Annotated in this window: 2 protein-coding genes; both read right to left on the bottom strand. The window is 68.2% G+C overall.

The annotated features are described in order from the left end of the window. Positions 1-69: 69 nt before the first annotated feature. Positions 70-3750 carry a TonB-dependent receptor gene (locus K4043_RS07210; RefSeq protein WP_265308746.1) on the bottom strand — a complete coding sequence of 1227 codons (3681 nt, stop codon included), beginning with the start codon at positions 3748-3750 and terminating at the stop codon, positions 70-72. 1 nt (position 3751) lies between these two features. Beyond that, entirely contained in the window at positions 3752-16087 is a 12336-nt protein-coding gene (locus K4043_RS07205) for an Ig-like domain-containing protein (RefSeq protein ID WP_265308745.1), read from the bottom strand. Positions 16088-16151: the final 64 nt, after the last annotated feature.

Below are 16151 nucleotides of genomic sequence, written 5' to 3'. Positions count from 1 at the left end.
AGCCAACCGCCAACACCGCGATCCCCGGTAGTGCCACGCCATGCGTGGCAGGCCCGAACCCACCGAAGCCTAGTAGTACCCCGCCATGTTCAAGAAGAACCCCTTCTGGTCGTACTTCAGCTCGGTCATGTCATCGCTGAACTCGGTGAAGTTGTAGCCCACCCCGACCTTGAAGTTCTCCCCTACCCGGCGGTCCACGCCCACCAGCCAACCTTTGCGCACGCCGCCGTCGCGCACCTTCAACCACCGGTGCTCGGCCAGGCCTTCCCATTGCGCGAACAGGCGATAGCGCAGTTGCAAGGCAGCGAAGTCGGCACGGCTGTCCAACCACGCCCCCTCACCGCGCCCGGTGCGGTAGTCACCCCAGCGCGAGGCCAGCTTGCCGGCCACTTCCCAGCGCGCGCCCAGCTGGCGGATCCCTTCGAGCGAAAGGATCTGCGACCGCTGGTCATACAGGTTGCCGCCCTCCTGCCCGAGCGAGGCCACGTCGTAGAGGTAGGTGAACTTGCCGAAGCCGGCCCAGCGCGTGTTGTCGTGCGGGCGCCAGGCGAAGCCCATGTTGGTCTCCACCAGCTTGGCGTCGGCCAGGCGGTCGATGCGGTCTTCGGTATCGGCGTAGTTGGCGCGCAACGCGAAACGCCAGTCCTCATTGAGCTTGTACAGCAGGCGGTTGGTGGTCACCCACTGCTCGCGCTGCTCGGCGCCACTGTCGCGGCGGTACTCCAGCTTGCTGTTCCACTGCGCCACCGCATCGGTGCGCCCGCCACTGACGCTGTAGGCGCGGCGGTCGACGCGGCCGACGGTGGAATCCAGCTCGCCGTCCATGATCGTGAAGCCCAGGTTCCAGCCCTGCGCGGGATAGAAATCCATGCCGAAGGTATGCACGAGGCCGGCGCTGTCCTGGCGGCGATCCTTCAGATACTGGCTCTCGTTGTAGACGTTGACCTGGTTGCTCAGCCGCCAGCGCTGGCCCAGCGTCCAGCCACTCTGCAGGCCGGTATCGAACAGCGGATCGGTGCCGGTGCGGTCGGTGCTGTAGCTGTAACTGCCGTAGAGGCTGTGATCCGGGGCCATGCGGTACTCGCCATCGACCTTGGCACCATGACCGCGGCTGCCACCACTCACTTCCGCACCGACACTGCTGCGATCACCGAACAGGTACCGCGCGCCGAGGGTCAGCAGGTCATTCTTCTCGTAGGCACCGCCGTCATCGTCCAGCGTGACCTGGCCGGTGCCGTACACCTCCCACGAGGCCCCGAAGCGCTGGCGGTAACCGATCGCGGCCAGCAGTGCGTCCACGCTCTGCAGTTCCTGCTCCTCGCGCACGCGGCGCAGTTCACCGGTCAGCTGGCCGTCGTTGCCCAGCCGCCACTCGGCGGTCAGCTGGCTCTGCTCCAGGGCAAGTTCGCCCTGTTCGGTGCGGGTGTGTCGGCCATACAGACTGAAATCGTCGTTGAGGTAGCCGAGGAACTCGGCGCCGTACTCCTGGATCGGCAGGCCGGTATCCTGGCGCGCGACCGAGAAGCCAGCATCGACATCGCGCCACCATGCCCCCAGGCTCCAGTCCTGCGTGGTCCAGCCCAGCTCGCGCAGGTTGGCCCGCGCTTCCACTGCACTGGCGGTGCCCGAGCGCCGGCCTTCGTACGGGTTGCGGCGGATGAAACTCAGGCCGCCGTTGTCCGAATAGAACACCGGGGCGGCGGTCGCTTCGGTGCGGGTCTGCTCCATCTTCAGATAGGTGCCACGCCCTGCCTGCAGGGTGAGGTCGGCGCCCTTGAGGCTGTAGTTCTCACCGCTGCGGTTCTCGTCGATCCAGGTGCCGCCGATCGCCACGTGGTCGCCGATCCACTGCCGGCCACGTGCGCCGTAGGTCACGTCATTGCTGCTGAAGCCCAGCGGCACGTATTCGTAATCCACCAGCAGCAGCTGGTCGTAGCCATCGAGCGGCATGTCGCGGGTGATGCTGCGCACGTTCTCGCGGGTCAGCTGTGCCAGCGGCCGGGTCAGGATCAAACGGCCCTGCAGCGTGTCGATCTCGTAGTCCACGCCTTCCTGCAGCGTGGCGCGGGTTTCGGTGCGGCCGGTAGTGCGGTCGCGCACTTCCAGCACCACCTGTTCCGAGCCGGGCAGCACGTCGGTATGGCGCAGGTAATACAGGCTGCCGCCGGTGCCGAGGAACTCACTGTGGCCTGGTGCGGACTGCGCTTCCGATCCAAACACCTTCACCTGCGAGCGTGCCTCGCCCAGCGGCGTGGCCTCCAGCGACCGCCAGTTCAACGCACCGCCGTACAGCGAGCGCACGTACTGGCCGTACTCGGTGCCGGTGATGCCGGTGGCGTAGTTGCCCCACACGGCCTGGCTCTGGTCCCAGTCCACGCGCAGGTACAACCGCCCCTGCGTATCCACGTCGCGATACGTGGTGGAGTCATCGCCATACACCGGGTAATACAGGTCCGGATCCAGGCGGCGGAACACGTCCTGTGCGTCGGCCTGGGTGAAATCGCGGAACAGATACTTCAGCTCACGGTCCTGGGTGTCGGCCTGTGCAGTGACCAGGTATTTGCCGCGCAGCTTGCCCTTCAGATAGAACGCCAGCCGGCCTTCGCTGAGGAAACTGTCATCGTCACGATCATCGGCGGCGAGCGGCTGCAGATTGCCGCTGGCGCTGTTCTTGGAGACGGTGACATCGGCAATGGCGACCAGGAACAGGTAGCGGCCGGTGACATCCACATCCAGCTGACGCTGCGCGGAGGGTGCATCGCGTGATTCCACACTGACGTCGTAGCGATGCTCACCCACCGGCTCGAGAAACTCGGCCGCGAACTTCTGCTCCAGATCGACCGGGAAGTCCTGGCCGTTGATGCGCACGCGGCTGTTGGGCTCCAGGTTGCGGCCATACAGGCGCACGCGCGACCCGTGGATGGGGATGTTCTGCAGGCGGAGCATGCTCTGCCCATAGATGCTGTTGCTGAGCTGCAGGTCCTGCGCGCTGTCGCCATCCAACGCCTGGCCAAGTGTCTTCTGCACGCTCTCGCGGGTGATCTGCAGGCCACGATCGAAATCGGCCGGGGTCACCAGTTGGATGCGCTGGAGGCGGGTTTCATCGAACGCACCACTGGCGCCGTAGGCGCGCGCCACGTAGATCAGCTCATCGCCGGTGCGCAGCTTGATCTGCGGCGGCAACTCACCGCTCCATTCGGCATCGCCGACGTAATCGGCCGGCAGCTCGATGCGGGCCAGCGGCGTGACCAGATCCGTGTCGGTGCCGCGATACAGCGTCACCTCCAGTGTCTGGATGAAGGAGGCGTAGTTGTTGTAGGTGTGGAAGCGCAGCGGGCGGATCACCCGGCCGTTCTCGAACGGCACCGTGGCGGCCGCCTGCACGCTCAGGCTGGGCGGCACCATGGTCGGGTCTTCGGTGGCCCACACCACGCCGCCGTTGGGCAGCTCGGCCATGAACTGGCCCCCACGCGCGGCGACATCCGGGGTGACTGCCGGCGATGCCGGCACCGCGCCGGCCGCGGGAAACTCCGCGCGGCCGGGTAGCGGCAGCTCCGGCTCGCTGTCATCGAGGATACGCAGCAGCAGCCCGTCATCGTTGCGGCAGCTGTCGGCCTCGCAGCGGATCGGCGCGGGGGTCGGAACCGGTGTGCCCTGCTGGGCCGCCGCCGGCAGGGCCAGCAGCAACACGCTGGCCAGGCCGACGATGAGGCGGCGGGAGATCGGGCTCGGAATCAGGGTCATATCCATGTCAGCGCCCCTCCCCGGTCATGCGACCGGAACTGGCAGGCTCGGGGGGATCGTCCAGGCGCAGGCGATGCAGTACACGCCCGTCGGCGCCCAGCACCTCGACCGTGGTTGCCGTGGCGATCGGGCCGGGCAGCTGTGGGCGTAGTGCCTCACGCAGCACCTGCGCACGCTGCAGGGCGAGCGGCGCCTGCCCGGCGGCAGCGCTGAGCTGCAGGCGCCCGCCACCGCGCGACACCAGTGCTTGAGCGGCCGTTGTGATCACCGGCGCGCGGTCAGCGTCCAGCCGTGCCGTGCCGGGGGCGAACAACGCGTCGCCGAGTTCGATCCGCGCGGGGCGCGATGCCGCAGTGGCAGTCGGCACGGTCGGATTCGATGCGGTCGTGCTCAGCGCACCCTCGGGCATCCGCACGCCGAAGTCGAAGCGCGCCGGCAGCCCAGGCGTGATGCGACGGACCAGCGGATTGGGCGTGGTGAAGCGCGCACCGGCCGGCAGCGTGGACGGATCCACCTTGAGGATGAAGTTGCGCCCGCGCGCTTCGCCACCGGGGATCCCGACCAGGTGGTAGCGGCCGAAGGCGTCGGTTTCCATCAGCAGGCCTTCCACCGCTGCGATGCGCACGCCGGGAATGCCGCGCTCACCGTCATCCTGGATGCCGTTGCCGTTGCGGTCGTCGAACACGCTGCCCACGATCAGGCTTTCATCGAGCAGTGGATCGGTGGTGATCTCCACCTCGGCCGAGGCGACGTTGCCGATCGTGCGGTTCTCGCCGTCGATGGCGGTGATGCGGTTGGTATGCACGCCCGTACCAGTACCCGCACCGACACGCAGGTAGTACACCACCGTGGCCCGCTCACCCGCCGCCACATCGATGCCATCGATGCGCAGCGGCTGCACGCCACTGGTGCGCGCGTCGTTGTCGGCATCGATCACCGCAAAGCCACCGCGCACGAAGGTGAAGCCCGGCGGCAGCGTATCCAGCAGCGTGGCGCCATTGGCATCCACCTCGCCGACGTTGTCGATGGTGACGGTGTAGCGCACCAGGTCACCGATCTGCGCGCTGCGCTTTGCGGCCACCTTGGTCAGGCGCAGCACGGCCTGCTGGCCGGCCACCGTCACCGCGACATTGGCCTCGGCGCACATCGGGGTCGGGATGGATACATCGCAGACCCGGTAGCGGAAGCTGTCGGTACCGGCGAAGTTGGCCGCTGGCGTGTACGTGCACAGACCGTTGGCGCACTGCACGGTTCCGTGCGCCGGTGCCACCGCGACCTGCAGCGAGGCCGGATCCAGCGGCGCAGTGCGGGCACTGTCATTGGCCAGTACATCGATCACCTGCGGTCCGGCGGTTTCAGCGGTCATGGCGTCATCGGCCAGGGTGAGTACGTTCGGGTCCACCATGACCGTGACCGTCGCACCGGCACACATCGCCGGATCAGCCACGTCGCAGACCTGATAGTCGAAGCTCTGCTCACCGGAGAAGTTGGCCAGTGCAGCGAAGCGGATGCGGGCACGCGGCATCACCGTCGCGGTGCCGTAGGGCGGCGCTGCGGTGATGGTCACGCTGACCGTGTCCGGATCGATCGGGGTGCCGTTGACGCGGTCGTTGCCCAGTACGTCGATTTCGATCACGCCGTCCTGCGGTATCTCCACACGGTCATCCGTGGCGTCCACGCCGGGTTCGCCGGCGATCACCGTCACGGTCACGTTGCCGGTGTCGCAGACGGTGGGCTGGTTGAGCAGGCAGATCGTATAGGTTGTGCTGTAGCTGCCCGGGGCCAGCCCGGCGGCGACATCCACCCAACCGTCGGCGCTGAAGCTCAGTGCGTTGGTGGCCACCGGCGCGAAACTCACCTGGGACGGATCGAGCGATGCGGCGTTGAACGTGTCATTGGTGAACACGTTGAGCAGCCGCACGCCGCCGGTCGGACCGACCGGACCGCCGCTGTCGTCCACCGCCAGCAGGGCACCGACGGGGCCTTGTATCCGGACGGTGGCGATCGCGGTGGTGCAGTTGGTCGGCACGCCGTTCTCGCACAGCTGGTACGCCAGCTGCACCTGGCCGGGCTGCACACCGGCCGCGACCATGATCTGGCCCTGGTTGTTCATCGTGTAACCGGGCGTGCTGCCGGTCAGGCTCGGGACCACACTGCCGACCGGCGGCGGGGAGACGTTGTTGAAGCTGTCGTTCTCCAGCACCGAGCGGGCGATGGTGCCGCCCACCGCCGGGTCCACCGGCGTGCCGGTGAAGTCATCGTTGACCGCCAGCACCACGTTGACCGAGGCGGTCAGGGTGAGCGTCACGGTGGCATCGCCACACTGCGCGCTGTACGGCGCGGGCAGACAGACCCGATAAGTGAAGGTCAGCGGGCCCGCGGTGCCCGAGGGCGCGGTGTAGGTGAAGCTGCCATCCGCGTTGAACAGCAGGCCCGGCAGCGTGCCACTGGTGAGGGTGTAGAGCGCATCGGGCGCGGCGTTGTCATTGAGGCCGACGTTGCCTATGAGCGGCAGACCGGCAAGCACGGTGAAGCTGTCGTTCTGCGGTGTCGGCGTGATCACCACGGTCACAGTGGCGGTGGCGCAGTTGGCCGGCGCGGCCGCTTCGCAGATCTGGTAGGTGATCGGCGTGGCGCCGGATGCCGCGCCGGTGCCGACGCTGATCGTGCCGTCTGGATTGATCGTGACCGCAGCAGGTGCGCCGACCAGGCTCAGGATCACATCGGCGGGCGGCGGTGGGCTGATCCCGTTGAGGCGATCGTTGGCCAGCACACTCGTGGACGAGCTTCCCCCCGCCACGACGTTGGTGAGCACGTCATCGCCCGCCACCAGGGTGCCGTTGTTGATGTTGATGGTGACCGTGGCCGTGCCGCAGGTCGACGCATAGGGCGCGGGCAGGCACGTCAGGTAGGTGAAGCTGACCGGGCTGGGCGTACCCGGCGGCGGAGTGTAGGTGAACGCACCGGTGCCGGTCAGGATCAGCCCGGCCGGCGTGGCGCCCTGCACGGTATAGAGCGCGGCAACCGGCATGTTGTCGTTGCTGGCCACGCTGTTGCTCAGGGTTTGACCCACCTGCACCGAGAAGGCGTCGTTCTGAGGTGCCGGGCTCACCACCACGGTGACGCTGGCGGTATCGCAGTTGCCCGGCGCAGCGGCTTCGCAGATCTGATAGGTGATGGCGGTGGCCCCGGAGGTGACGCCGGTAGGCACGATGATCCTGCCGTCGGTTCCGATGCTGAAACCGGCAGGTGCGCCGACCAGACTCAGCACCACATCGCCAGCCGCCGGCGGCGACACGCCGTTGAGGCTGTCATTGGCCAACACGCTGGCAGCGGAGGTGGTCCCCGGTGCAACGCCGGTCAAGGTGTCGTCAGCGGCCACCAGTTGGCCGTTGTTGATGCTGATGGTGACGATTGCCTGTCCACACAGGCTCGCGTTCGGGGCCGGCAGGCAGACCTGGTAGGCCACGCTGACCGGACCGGTCACGCCAACGGCAGGCGTGTAGGTGAAACTGCCATCCGGGGTGAACAGCAGCCCTGCCGGCGCGGTACCCTGCAGCGTGTAGAGCGCACCGGCCGGGGTGTTGTCGTTGGCGGCAACGGTGTTGGTCAAGGTCTGCCCCGCCTGCACCGCGAAGGCATCGTTCTGCGGTGCGGGGGTCACCACCACGGTGACACTGGCGGTGTCGCAGTTGGACGGCGCAGCCGCTTCGCAGATCTGGTAGGTGATCGTGGTCGGCCCGGAACCGACGCCACTGCCGACACTGATCGTGCCGTCGGGATTGAGGGTGAAACCACCTGGTGCGCCGACCAGGCTGAGGATCACATCGCCGGCCGCTGGCGGCGACACCCCATTGAGGCTGTCGTTGCCAAGTACGCTGCTGCCCGTGGTCGCCCCGGGCAGCACGCCGGTCAAGGTGTCATCGCCCGCGCTCAGCGTGCCGTTGTTGATGTTGAGGGTGACGGTGGCGGTCGCGCACAGACTGTTGTTCGGCGCCGGCAGGCAGGCCTGGTAGGTAAAGCCCACCGGCGACACCGCACCGACCGGCGGGGCATAGGTGAAGCTGCCATCGGAAGTGAAGGTCAGCCCTGCCGGTGGCATGCCCTGCACGGCCCAGGTGGAGCCGGCCGGCATGGCGTCGTTGGCGGCCACGCTGCTGCTCAGTGTCTGTCCGGCCTGCACCGAGAACGCGTCGTTCTGTGGGGCCGGGCTGACGATCACGGTAACGCTGGCGGTGGCGCAGTTGCCCGGCGCCGCCGCTTCGCAGATCTGGTAGGTCAGCGTGGTGGGACCGGCACTGACCCCGGCGGACACGGCGATGGTGCCGCTGGGCGTGATCGCAAACCCACCCGGCGCACCGACCAGGCTCAGCACAACGCTGGCCGACGCCGGCGGTGAGACACCATTGAGGCTGTCGTTGGCCAGCACGCTCGCCGCCGAGGTGGTGCCCGGCGCCACGCCACTCAGCGTGTCGTTGCCGGCGAGCAGCGTGCCGTTGGCGATGTTGAGGGTGACAGTGGCCGTGGCACACAGCGACGTCGGAGCCGGCAGGCAGGCCTGGTAGGTGAAGGTGACCGGACTCGGCGTGCCGGCCGCCGGTGTATAGGTGAACGAACCGTCCGGAGTGAAGACCAGGCCGGTCGGCAGCGGGCCCTGCACCGCGAACGTCGCACCGGCCGGCATGCTGTCATTGCTGGCCACGCTGTTGCTCAGGCTCTGCCCGGCCTGCACGGTGAAGGCATCGTCCTGCGGCGTGGGGGTCACGATGAGTGTGACGGTGGCGGTGTCGCAGTTGCTCGGCGCAGCTGCCTCGCAGATCTGGTAGGTCAGCGTGGTGCTGCCCGATACCACGCCGGTCGCCACGCTGATGGTGCCTGCCGTGGTGATGGCAAAGCCTGCCGGTGCGCCCACCAGGCTCAGCTGCACGTCGCCCGGAGCGGGCGGGCTGACCGCATTGAGGGCGTCGTTGGCCAGCACGCTGGAGCTGGACGTGCCGCCGGCGACGATCTCGCCGAGGGTGTCGTCGACGGCGACCAAGGTGCCGGTGTTGACGTTGAGCGTGACGGTGGCGGTGTTGCACAGGGCGGCATCCGGCGCGGGCAGGCAGGCCTGGTAGGTGAACGTCACCGGGCTGGCGGTGCCGAGCGGCGGCGTATAGGTGAACGTGCCGTCGGCATTGAAGGTCAGGCCGGCTGGTGCGGTGCCCTGCACCGCCCAGGTGGACCCGGTGGGCAGGCTGTCATTGGCGCCGACATTGCCGTTGCTGATCGTGCCGCCGACCTGCACCGCGTAGGCATCGTCCTGCGGCGCAGGTGCGATCACCAGCGAGACCGTGGCGGTATCACAGTTGGACGGCGCAGCGGTTTCGCAGATCTGGTAGGTCAGCGTGGCCGGGCCGGAGGTCACCGTCAGCGGCACGCTGATCGTGCCGTCGGTGGCGATGCCGTACCCGACAGGTGCACCGACCAGGCTCAGCTGCACGCTGCCCGGTGCGGGCGGGCTCACCGTGTTGAGTGCATCGTTGGCCAGTACGCTGGGCGTGGCTGCGCCCGGCGCAATACCGACGAAACTGTCGTCGCCAGCAACCAGCGTGCCGAGGTTGACGTTGACGGTCGCCGTGGCGAGACCGCACACCCCACTATTGGGCGCGGGCAGGCAGGTCTGGTAGGTGAAGGTCACCGCGCCGGCGGTACCGACCGGCGGGGTGTAACTGAAGCTGCCGTTGCTGTTGAACACCAGCCCGGTCGGCGCGGTGCCCTGCACGGCCCAGCTCGAACCGGCCGGCATGCTGTCATTGTTGGCAACGCTGCCGCTGGTGATCGTCTCGCCTGCCTGCACGGCGAAGGCGTCGTTCTGCGGCATCGGCGTGACCACGAAGCGGATCACGGCGGTGTCGCAGTTGGTCGGCGAGGCGGTCTCGCACACCTGGTAGGTCAGCAGCGTGGCGCCGGCGCTCACCCCGGCCGGGACCTGCACGGTGCCATCGTTGTTGATCACGAAGCCAGCCGGCGCCCCGACCAGCAGCAGTTGCACGGTGGCAGACGCCGGCGGAGTGACGCCGTTGAGCGAATCGTTGGTCAACACGCTGGGCGTGGCGGAGCCGACACTGACCGGAGCGGCGAAGGTATCGTCGTTGGCCACCACCGCATTGACGCTGATGTTCAAGGTCGCCGTGGCGGTACCGCACACAGCTGCGTCAGGTGTGGGCAGGCAGGCCTGGTAGTCGAAGGTGACCGGGCCGATGGTGCCGGCCGGCGACGTGTAGGTGAAGCTGCCGTTGCTGTTGAACACCAGGCCCTGCGGCGGCGATGCCACACTCCAGCTGGAACCGGCCGGCATGTTGTCGTTGGCCGACACGCTGCCGGTGCTGGGCTGGCCGGACTGCACCGCGATCACGTCATCAAGCGGCACCGGACGCACCACCAGGGCGATGTTGGCGGTGGCGCAGTTGTTGGCGGCCGCCACTTCGCAGATCTGGTAGAGCAGCACGATGGCGCCGGTGGGCGCGTTCGCCGCCACCGAAAGCGTGCCGTTGGAAGTGAGCGTGAACCCGCTGGGCGCGCCGACCAGCGACAGCGTCACGCTGGCGGCGGCTGGCGGGGTCACCCCGTTGAGCGCGTCATTGGTCAGCACGCTCGGCGTGCTGGTACCTGGCGCGATCGCTCCGAAGCTGTCGTCGGCGGGCACCAGCAGGCCGTTGTTGATGTTCAAGGTGGCCGTGGCCGTGCCGCACACGGCGCTGTTCGGCGCGGGCAGGCAGGCCTGGTAGACGAAGCTGGCCGGGCTGGTGGTGCCGGCCGGCGGCGCATACGTGAAGCTGCCATCGGCGGCGAACGTCACGCCTGCCGGCGGCGTGCCCAGCAGCGTGTAGAGCGTACCGATCGGCATGTTGTCGTTGCCCGCCACGTTGGCGCTGAGCGTCTGTCCGGCCTGCACGGTGAAGGCATCGTTGGCCGGCGCCGGGGCGACCACCAGCGCGATGCTGGCGGTGGCACAGTTGGTCGACGCGGCCGCTTCGCAGATCTGGTAGGTCAGCGTGGTCACACCGGCCGGCGCACCCGCCGCCACGGTGACCGTGCCATCGGCGGCGATCGCAAAACCGGTCGGTGCACCAATCAACGACAGGACCACCTCGGCGGCCACCGGCGTGGCGCTGTTGAGGGTGTCGTTGGTCAGCACGGACGGCGACGCGGCACCCGGCGCGAGCGGAGTGGTGAAGCTGTCGTCGATCGCCACCAGGGTGCCGCTGTTGACGTTGATCGTCGCGGTCGCGGTGGCGCATGCCGCGGCATCCGGCGCGGGCAGGCAGACACGATAGTCGAAGGTGATGGCCCCGGTGAAACCGGCCGACGGCGTGTAGCTGAAGGTACCGTCGGCCGCCAGCACCAGGTTGTCCGGCGGGATGTTGAGCACCGTGAACTGTGCCCCTGCCGGCGCATTGTCGTTGCTGGCCACCGAGCCGTTCAGTACCTGCCCGGCGGGGGTGGACAGCGCATCGTCCACTGCCGATGGCGCAACCACCAGGCGTACCGTGGCGATGGCGCAGTTGGCCGGTGCCGCCGCTTCGCACAGCTGATACGTCAGGTTCTTCACTCCCGCAGGCGTTCCGGGTGCCACCGTCACCGCCCCCTCTGCGGTGATCGCCAGCCCGGCCGGGGCACCCACCAGCGCGACCTGCACATCGGCCACGGCCGGCGGCGTCGCACCGTTGAGCGCGTCGTTGGCCAACACCGAGGTAGTGCTGCCACCGGTCACCGGATTGATCGGCGTGGCGCTGAAATCGTCATCGTTGGCGGCCAGGGTCCCCACGGTGATGGCGATGCTGGCGCTGGCAGTGGCACACAGGGCCGCGTTCGGCGCTGGCAGACAGACTTGGTAATCGAAGTTCACCGGCGTAGCGCCACCCACCGGCGGCACGTAGTTGAAGCTGCCCGACGGGGTGAACGACAGCCCCGCCGGCACTGTGCCGGTGACGCTGAACACCGCGCCCGCCGGCACGTTGTCGTTGTCACCTACGTTGCCGTTGAGCGCCTGCCCGGCCGCCGTCGAGAACGTGTCATTGGTAGCCGAGGGGGTGACCACCAGGCGGATGGTCGCGCTGGCGCAGTTGCCGGGCAGCACCGCCTCGCACACCTGATAGGTCAGAACCGTGGCGCCGCCGGTGGCGCCGACGGGCACCTGCAGCAGGCCGTTGGCATCGAGGGTATAACCGGCCGGCGCACCGACCAGGCTGAGCAGAACGCTGCCTGCCGCCGGCGGCGTGGTGCCATTGAGACTGTCATTGAGCAGCACGCTGGTCGCGCTGCCGCTGCCGGGCGACAGCGGGGTGGCGCTGAAGTCGTCGTCCAACGCGACCAGGGTGCCGGCGTTGACGTTGATCGTGGCACTGGCACTGCTGCACTGCGCGCTGTCCGGTGCCGGCAGGCAGACCGTGTAGGTGAACGCGACGGGCCCGGTGACGCCCACTGGTGGGGTGTAGAGGAAGGTGCCGTCCGTGCCGAACTCCAATCCGTCCGGCACGGTGCCGGTGACTCGGAATACTGCGCCGGTGGGCACGTTGTCGTTGCTGCCGACGGTGCCTGCCAGCAACTGTCCCACCGGGGTGGAGAAGACATCGGCGGCGGCGAGCGGCGACACCACCACGCTGATCTGCGCCGAGTCGCAGTTGCTGGGCAGCGCCGCTTCGCACAGCTGATAGGTGAGCGTCACCGCACCGGCCGGCACGCCACTGCCGATCGTCAGTGTGCCGTCGGCCAACAGCGTGTAACCCGGCGGCGCACCGATCAGGCTGAGCAGCACATCGGCCGACGCGGGCGGTACCGTACCGTTGAGGCCATCATTGCCCAGCACCGATCCGGCGCTGCCACCCGTGGCGGGATCGATCGGCGTTGCGCGGAAATCATCGTCGTTGGCGACCAGCGTACCGGCGTTGACATTGATCGTCGCAGTCCCACCCGAGCACACCGCGCTGTCTGGTGCAGGCAGGCACGTCAGGTAGGCGAACGTCACCGCGCCCTGGGTTGCCACCGGCGGGGTGTAGGTGAAGCTGCCATCGGGGTTGAACACCAGCCCTGCCGGTGCCGTGCCGCTGAGGCTGAAGCCCGCGTTCACCGGGACGTTGTCATTACCGGCCACGCTGGCACTCAGCGCCACGCCGACCTGTGTACTGAAGGTGTCGTTGACCGCCACCGGCGCCAGCAGCAGTTGCACCGCACCGGTGTCGCAGTTGGAGGGCAATGCCGCTTCGCACAGCTGGTAGCTGACGTTCACCGCGCCGGCAGCAGCGCCGCCGGGAATCGAAAGGGTGCCGTTGCTGTTGATCACGTAACCGGCCGGCGCACCGATCAGACTCAGGATCACCTGTGCCGGTGCCGGCGGAATCGCACCGTTGATGGTGTCGTTGCCCAGCACGCTGTTGGTGGTACCGCCGGTGGCGGGATTGAGGATCGCGCTGCGGAAATCATCGTCGTTGGCGACCAGCGTGCCGGCATTGACGTTGAGGGTGACCGTGGCGGTATCGCACACGCCCTCCAACGGTGCGGCCAGGCAGGCCTGGTAGGTGAAGGTGGTGGTACCGGTGTACTGCGCCGGCGGGGTATAGGTGAAGCTGCCATCGACGTTGAACACCAGCCCGGCAGGTGTGGCACCGGACACTGCATACGTGGTGCCGACGGCGACGTTGTCGTTCACTGCCACGTTGCCGCTGACCGGCGTGGCCACCTGCGTGGTGTAGGCGTCGGCCACTGCATCCGGCGCGATCACCACCGCGATGGCGGCGGTGGCGCAGTTGCTGGTCCCGGCCTGGCACACCTGGTAGCTCAGGCTGATCGGACCGGCCGGAGCGCCGGCGGGCACCTGCAGCTGGCCGTCCGGCTCAAGCGTGTAGCCGGCCGGCGGTGCGTTGATCAGCGACAGCGTGGCCTGCGCCGGCAGGATCGCGACGCCATTGAGGGTGTCGTTGCCGAGCACGCTGGCGGTCAGGCCACCAGCACCGGTCAACGGCGTGCCACTGAAATCATCGTTGCCGGCGACGATCGCACCGGGACTGACGTTGATGGTTGCGGTGGCCGCATCGCAGATACCGGCATTCGGTGCCGGTAGGCATGCCTGGTAACGGAAGGTGTCCGGCCCGGTATAGGCGGACTGCGCGGTGTAGCTGAAGCTGCCGTCGGCGTTGAACGTCACCGTGCCGTGTGCGGCCACGGCCAGCAGGCTGAACTGCGCACCTACGCCCACGTTGTCGTTGCCGGCCACATTGCCGGTCAGCGCGATGCCCGCCGTGGCCGAAAACGCGTCGTCGACCGCATCGGGTGCGACCACCAACTGCACATTGGCAGTGGCGCAGTTGGTCGGCGCGGCCAGTTCGCAAACCTGGTAACTGAAGCTCACCGCGCCGGCCGCCGCACCCACCGGAACCGATACCTGCCCTGCCGTGTTGACCGCGTAGTTGGCCGGGGCGCCGGTAAGGGTCAGGGTGACCGCGGCGGGCAGGGCCGCCGCACCGTTGAGGGTGTCGTTGCCGAGCAGGCTGATCGTGGAGGTGGTGCCCGGCTGCAGCGGCGTGACGAACACGTCGTTGACTGCGGCGATCAGGTTGGCCTGCACGTTCACACTCACCGTAGCGGTATCGCACACGCCGACATTCGGCGCCGGCAGGCAGACCTGGTAGGTGAACGAATCCGGTCCGGTGTTGCCGTTGATCGGCGTGTAGCTGAAGGTGCCATCGGCGTTGACCACCGCGGTGCCACGGGGGGGCGGGGTGCCCAGCGTGTAGGCCGAGCCGCTGGCGATGTTGTCGTTGCCGGCCAGGCTGCCAGTGGCCGGTTGTCCGCCACCGGGCGTGGACACCGTGTCGTTGACCGCATCGGGGCTCACCACCAGGTTGGCGGTGGCCGTTGCACAGTTGGCCGGCAACGCGTTCTCGCAGAAGCGGTAGGTCAACGCCAGCGGGCCGGCTGCCGCAGTGACCGGTACCTGGATGGCCCCGTTGCCGGTGATGGCAAACCCGGCCGGCGCACCCACCAGGCTCATCGTCACCTGGGCCTGCGGCACCGCGCCGCCGTTGAAGGTGTCATTGGTCAGCACGCTCGGGGTGAGCCCGCCCGCACCGGACGGCAGGGGCGTGGTGAAGGTGTCCTCAGCGGCCACCAGCGCATTGGCATTGACCACGATCGAGGCGGTCGCGGTGGCGCACACGCCGCCATTCGGTGCTGGCAGGCAGAGCTGGTACTGGAACGAGGTCGCCGTGGCGATGCCCCCGGCGGGCGCATAGACGAAGCTGCCATCAGCGTTGAGGGTGAGCCCGGTCGGCGGCGTGCCGACTGCGCTGAAGGTTGCGCCGGCCGGTGCGTTGTCGTTGCTGGCCACGGTGCCGCTGAGCGACGCCACGCCACCGGTCGCGTTGAAGCTGTCGTTCACCGCGGTCGGGCCGATGATCAGGCTCACCGTCGCGGTGGCGCAGTTGGTCGGCGAGGTGTTTTCGCAGATCTGGTAGGTCAGCGTGGTCGCCCCGGCGGCCGCACCCGCGGGCACGGTGATCACGCCTGCGCTGTTGATGGTGAACCCGGACGGTGCGCTCTGGAGCGCGATGATCAGATCGGGTCCGTTCACCGGCGCGCCGTTGAGCGTGTCGTTGCCGAGCACGGTGGGCGTGCTGCCGCCCGTGGTCGAGGAGATCGGCGCAGTGAAGGCATCGTTGTTGGCGACCAGCGCATTGGCCTGTACCGGCACGGCCGGCGTGGTGGCGCTGTTGTCGCCCGGCGTCGGATCGGTGGTACCGATGGGCAGCACCAGCGACACGCTGTTGGCCGGCACCGTGGCCGGTGTGCTGGTGGGTGCGGTGCCATTGACCAGCAGCACCACGCTGTCGCCGACCGCGACACTGACCTGCACGTTGATCGCGTTGCCACTGCCATTGCCTTGGGCGCACGAGGAGGCGGTCGTGGTGGCCTGGCAGGTCCAGCTGACGTTGGTGAGCAGCGCGGAAACGGTGTCGACCACGCCCACGCCCGAGGCCGCCGACGGGCCGGCGTTGTTGACCTGGATGCGGTACTGCACCGGCCCACCGGCGGCGACCGGGGTGGCACTGAGCAGGGTCTTGGTGACACTCAGCTGAGCCTGCAGCGCCAGTGCGTTGCTGTCGGTCGCGCTGTTGTTGCCCAATGCGGGATCGGCCACGTCGGTCGGTGCGCTGACCGTGGCGGTGTTGTTGAGCGGGTTGGGATAGCTCTGCGCCAGCAGCGGCGGCGGCAGCAACAGCGCCAACAGGGCCAACAGGGCCACCGCATGCGCGATGCTGGCCGACGCCCTGCCTGCCCTGCGATGCGTGCCGTTAGCTGCCATGCGTTCATCCTCGAAAGCGGCCAACGGCCCTGGTCGGTCCATTCGGCTGTGGTGGTCCTGTCCA

It is taken from the genome of Stenotrophomonas sp. SRS1, assembly GCF_026130205.1.
GTDB lineage: Bacteria > Pseudomonadota > Gammaproteobacteria > Xanthomonadales > Xanthomonadaceae > Stenotrophomonas > Stenotrophomonas rhizophila_B.
Note: the sequence above shows the minus strand (reverse complement) of the source record. Positions and strands in the feature narration are given on the sequence as shown.

Bases quoted from the DNA above. Each gene is read 5' to 3' on its own strand.
- K4043_RS07210 (WP_265308746.1), bottom strand. From the start codon at position 3,750: ATGGATATGACCCTGATTCCGAGCCCGATCTCCCGCCGCCTCATCGTC.
- K4043_RS07205 (WP_265308745.1), bottom strand. From the start codon at position 16,087: ATGGCAGCTAACGGCACGCATCGCAGGGCAGGCAGGGCGTCGGCCAGC.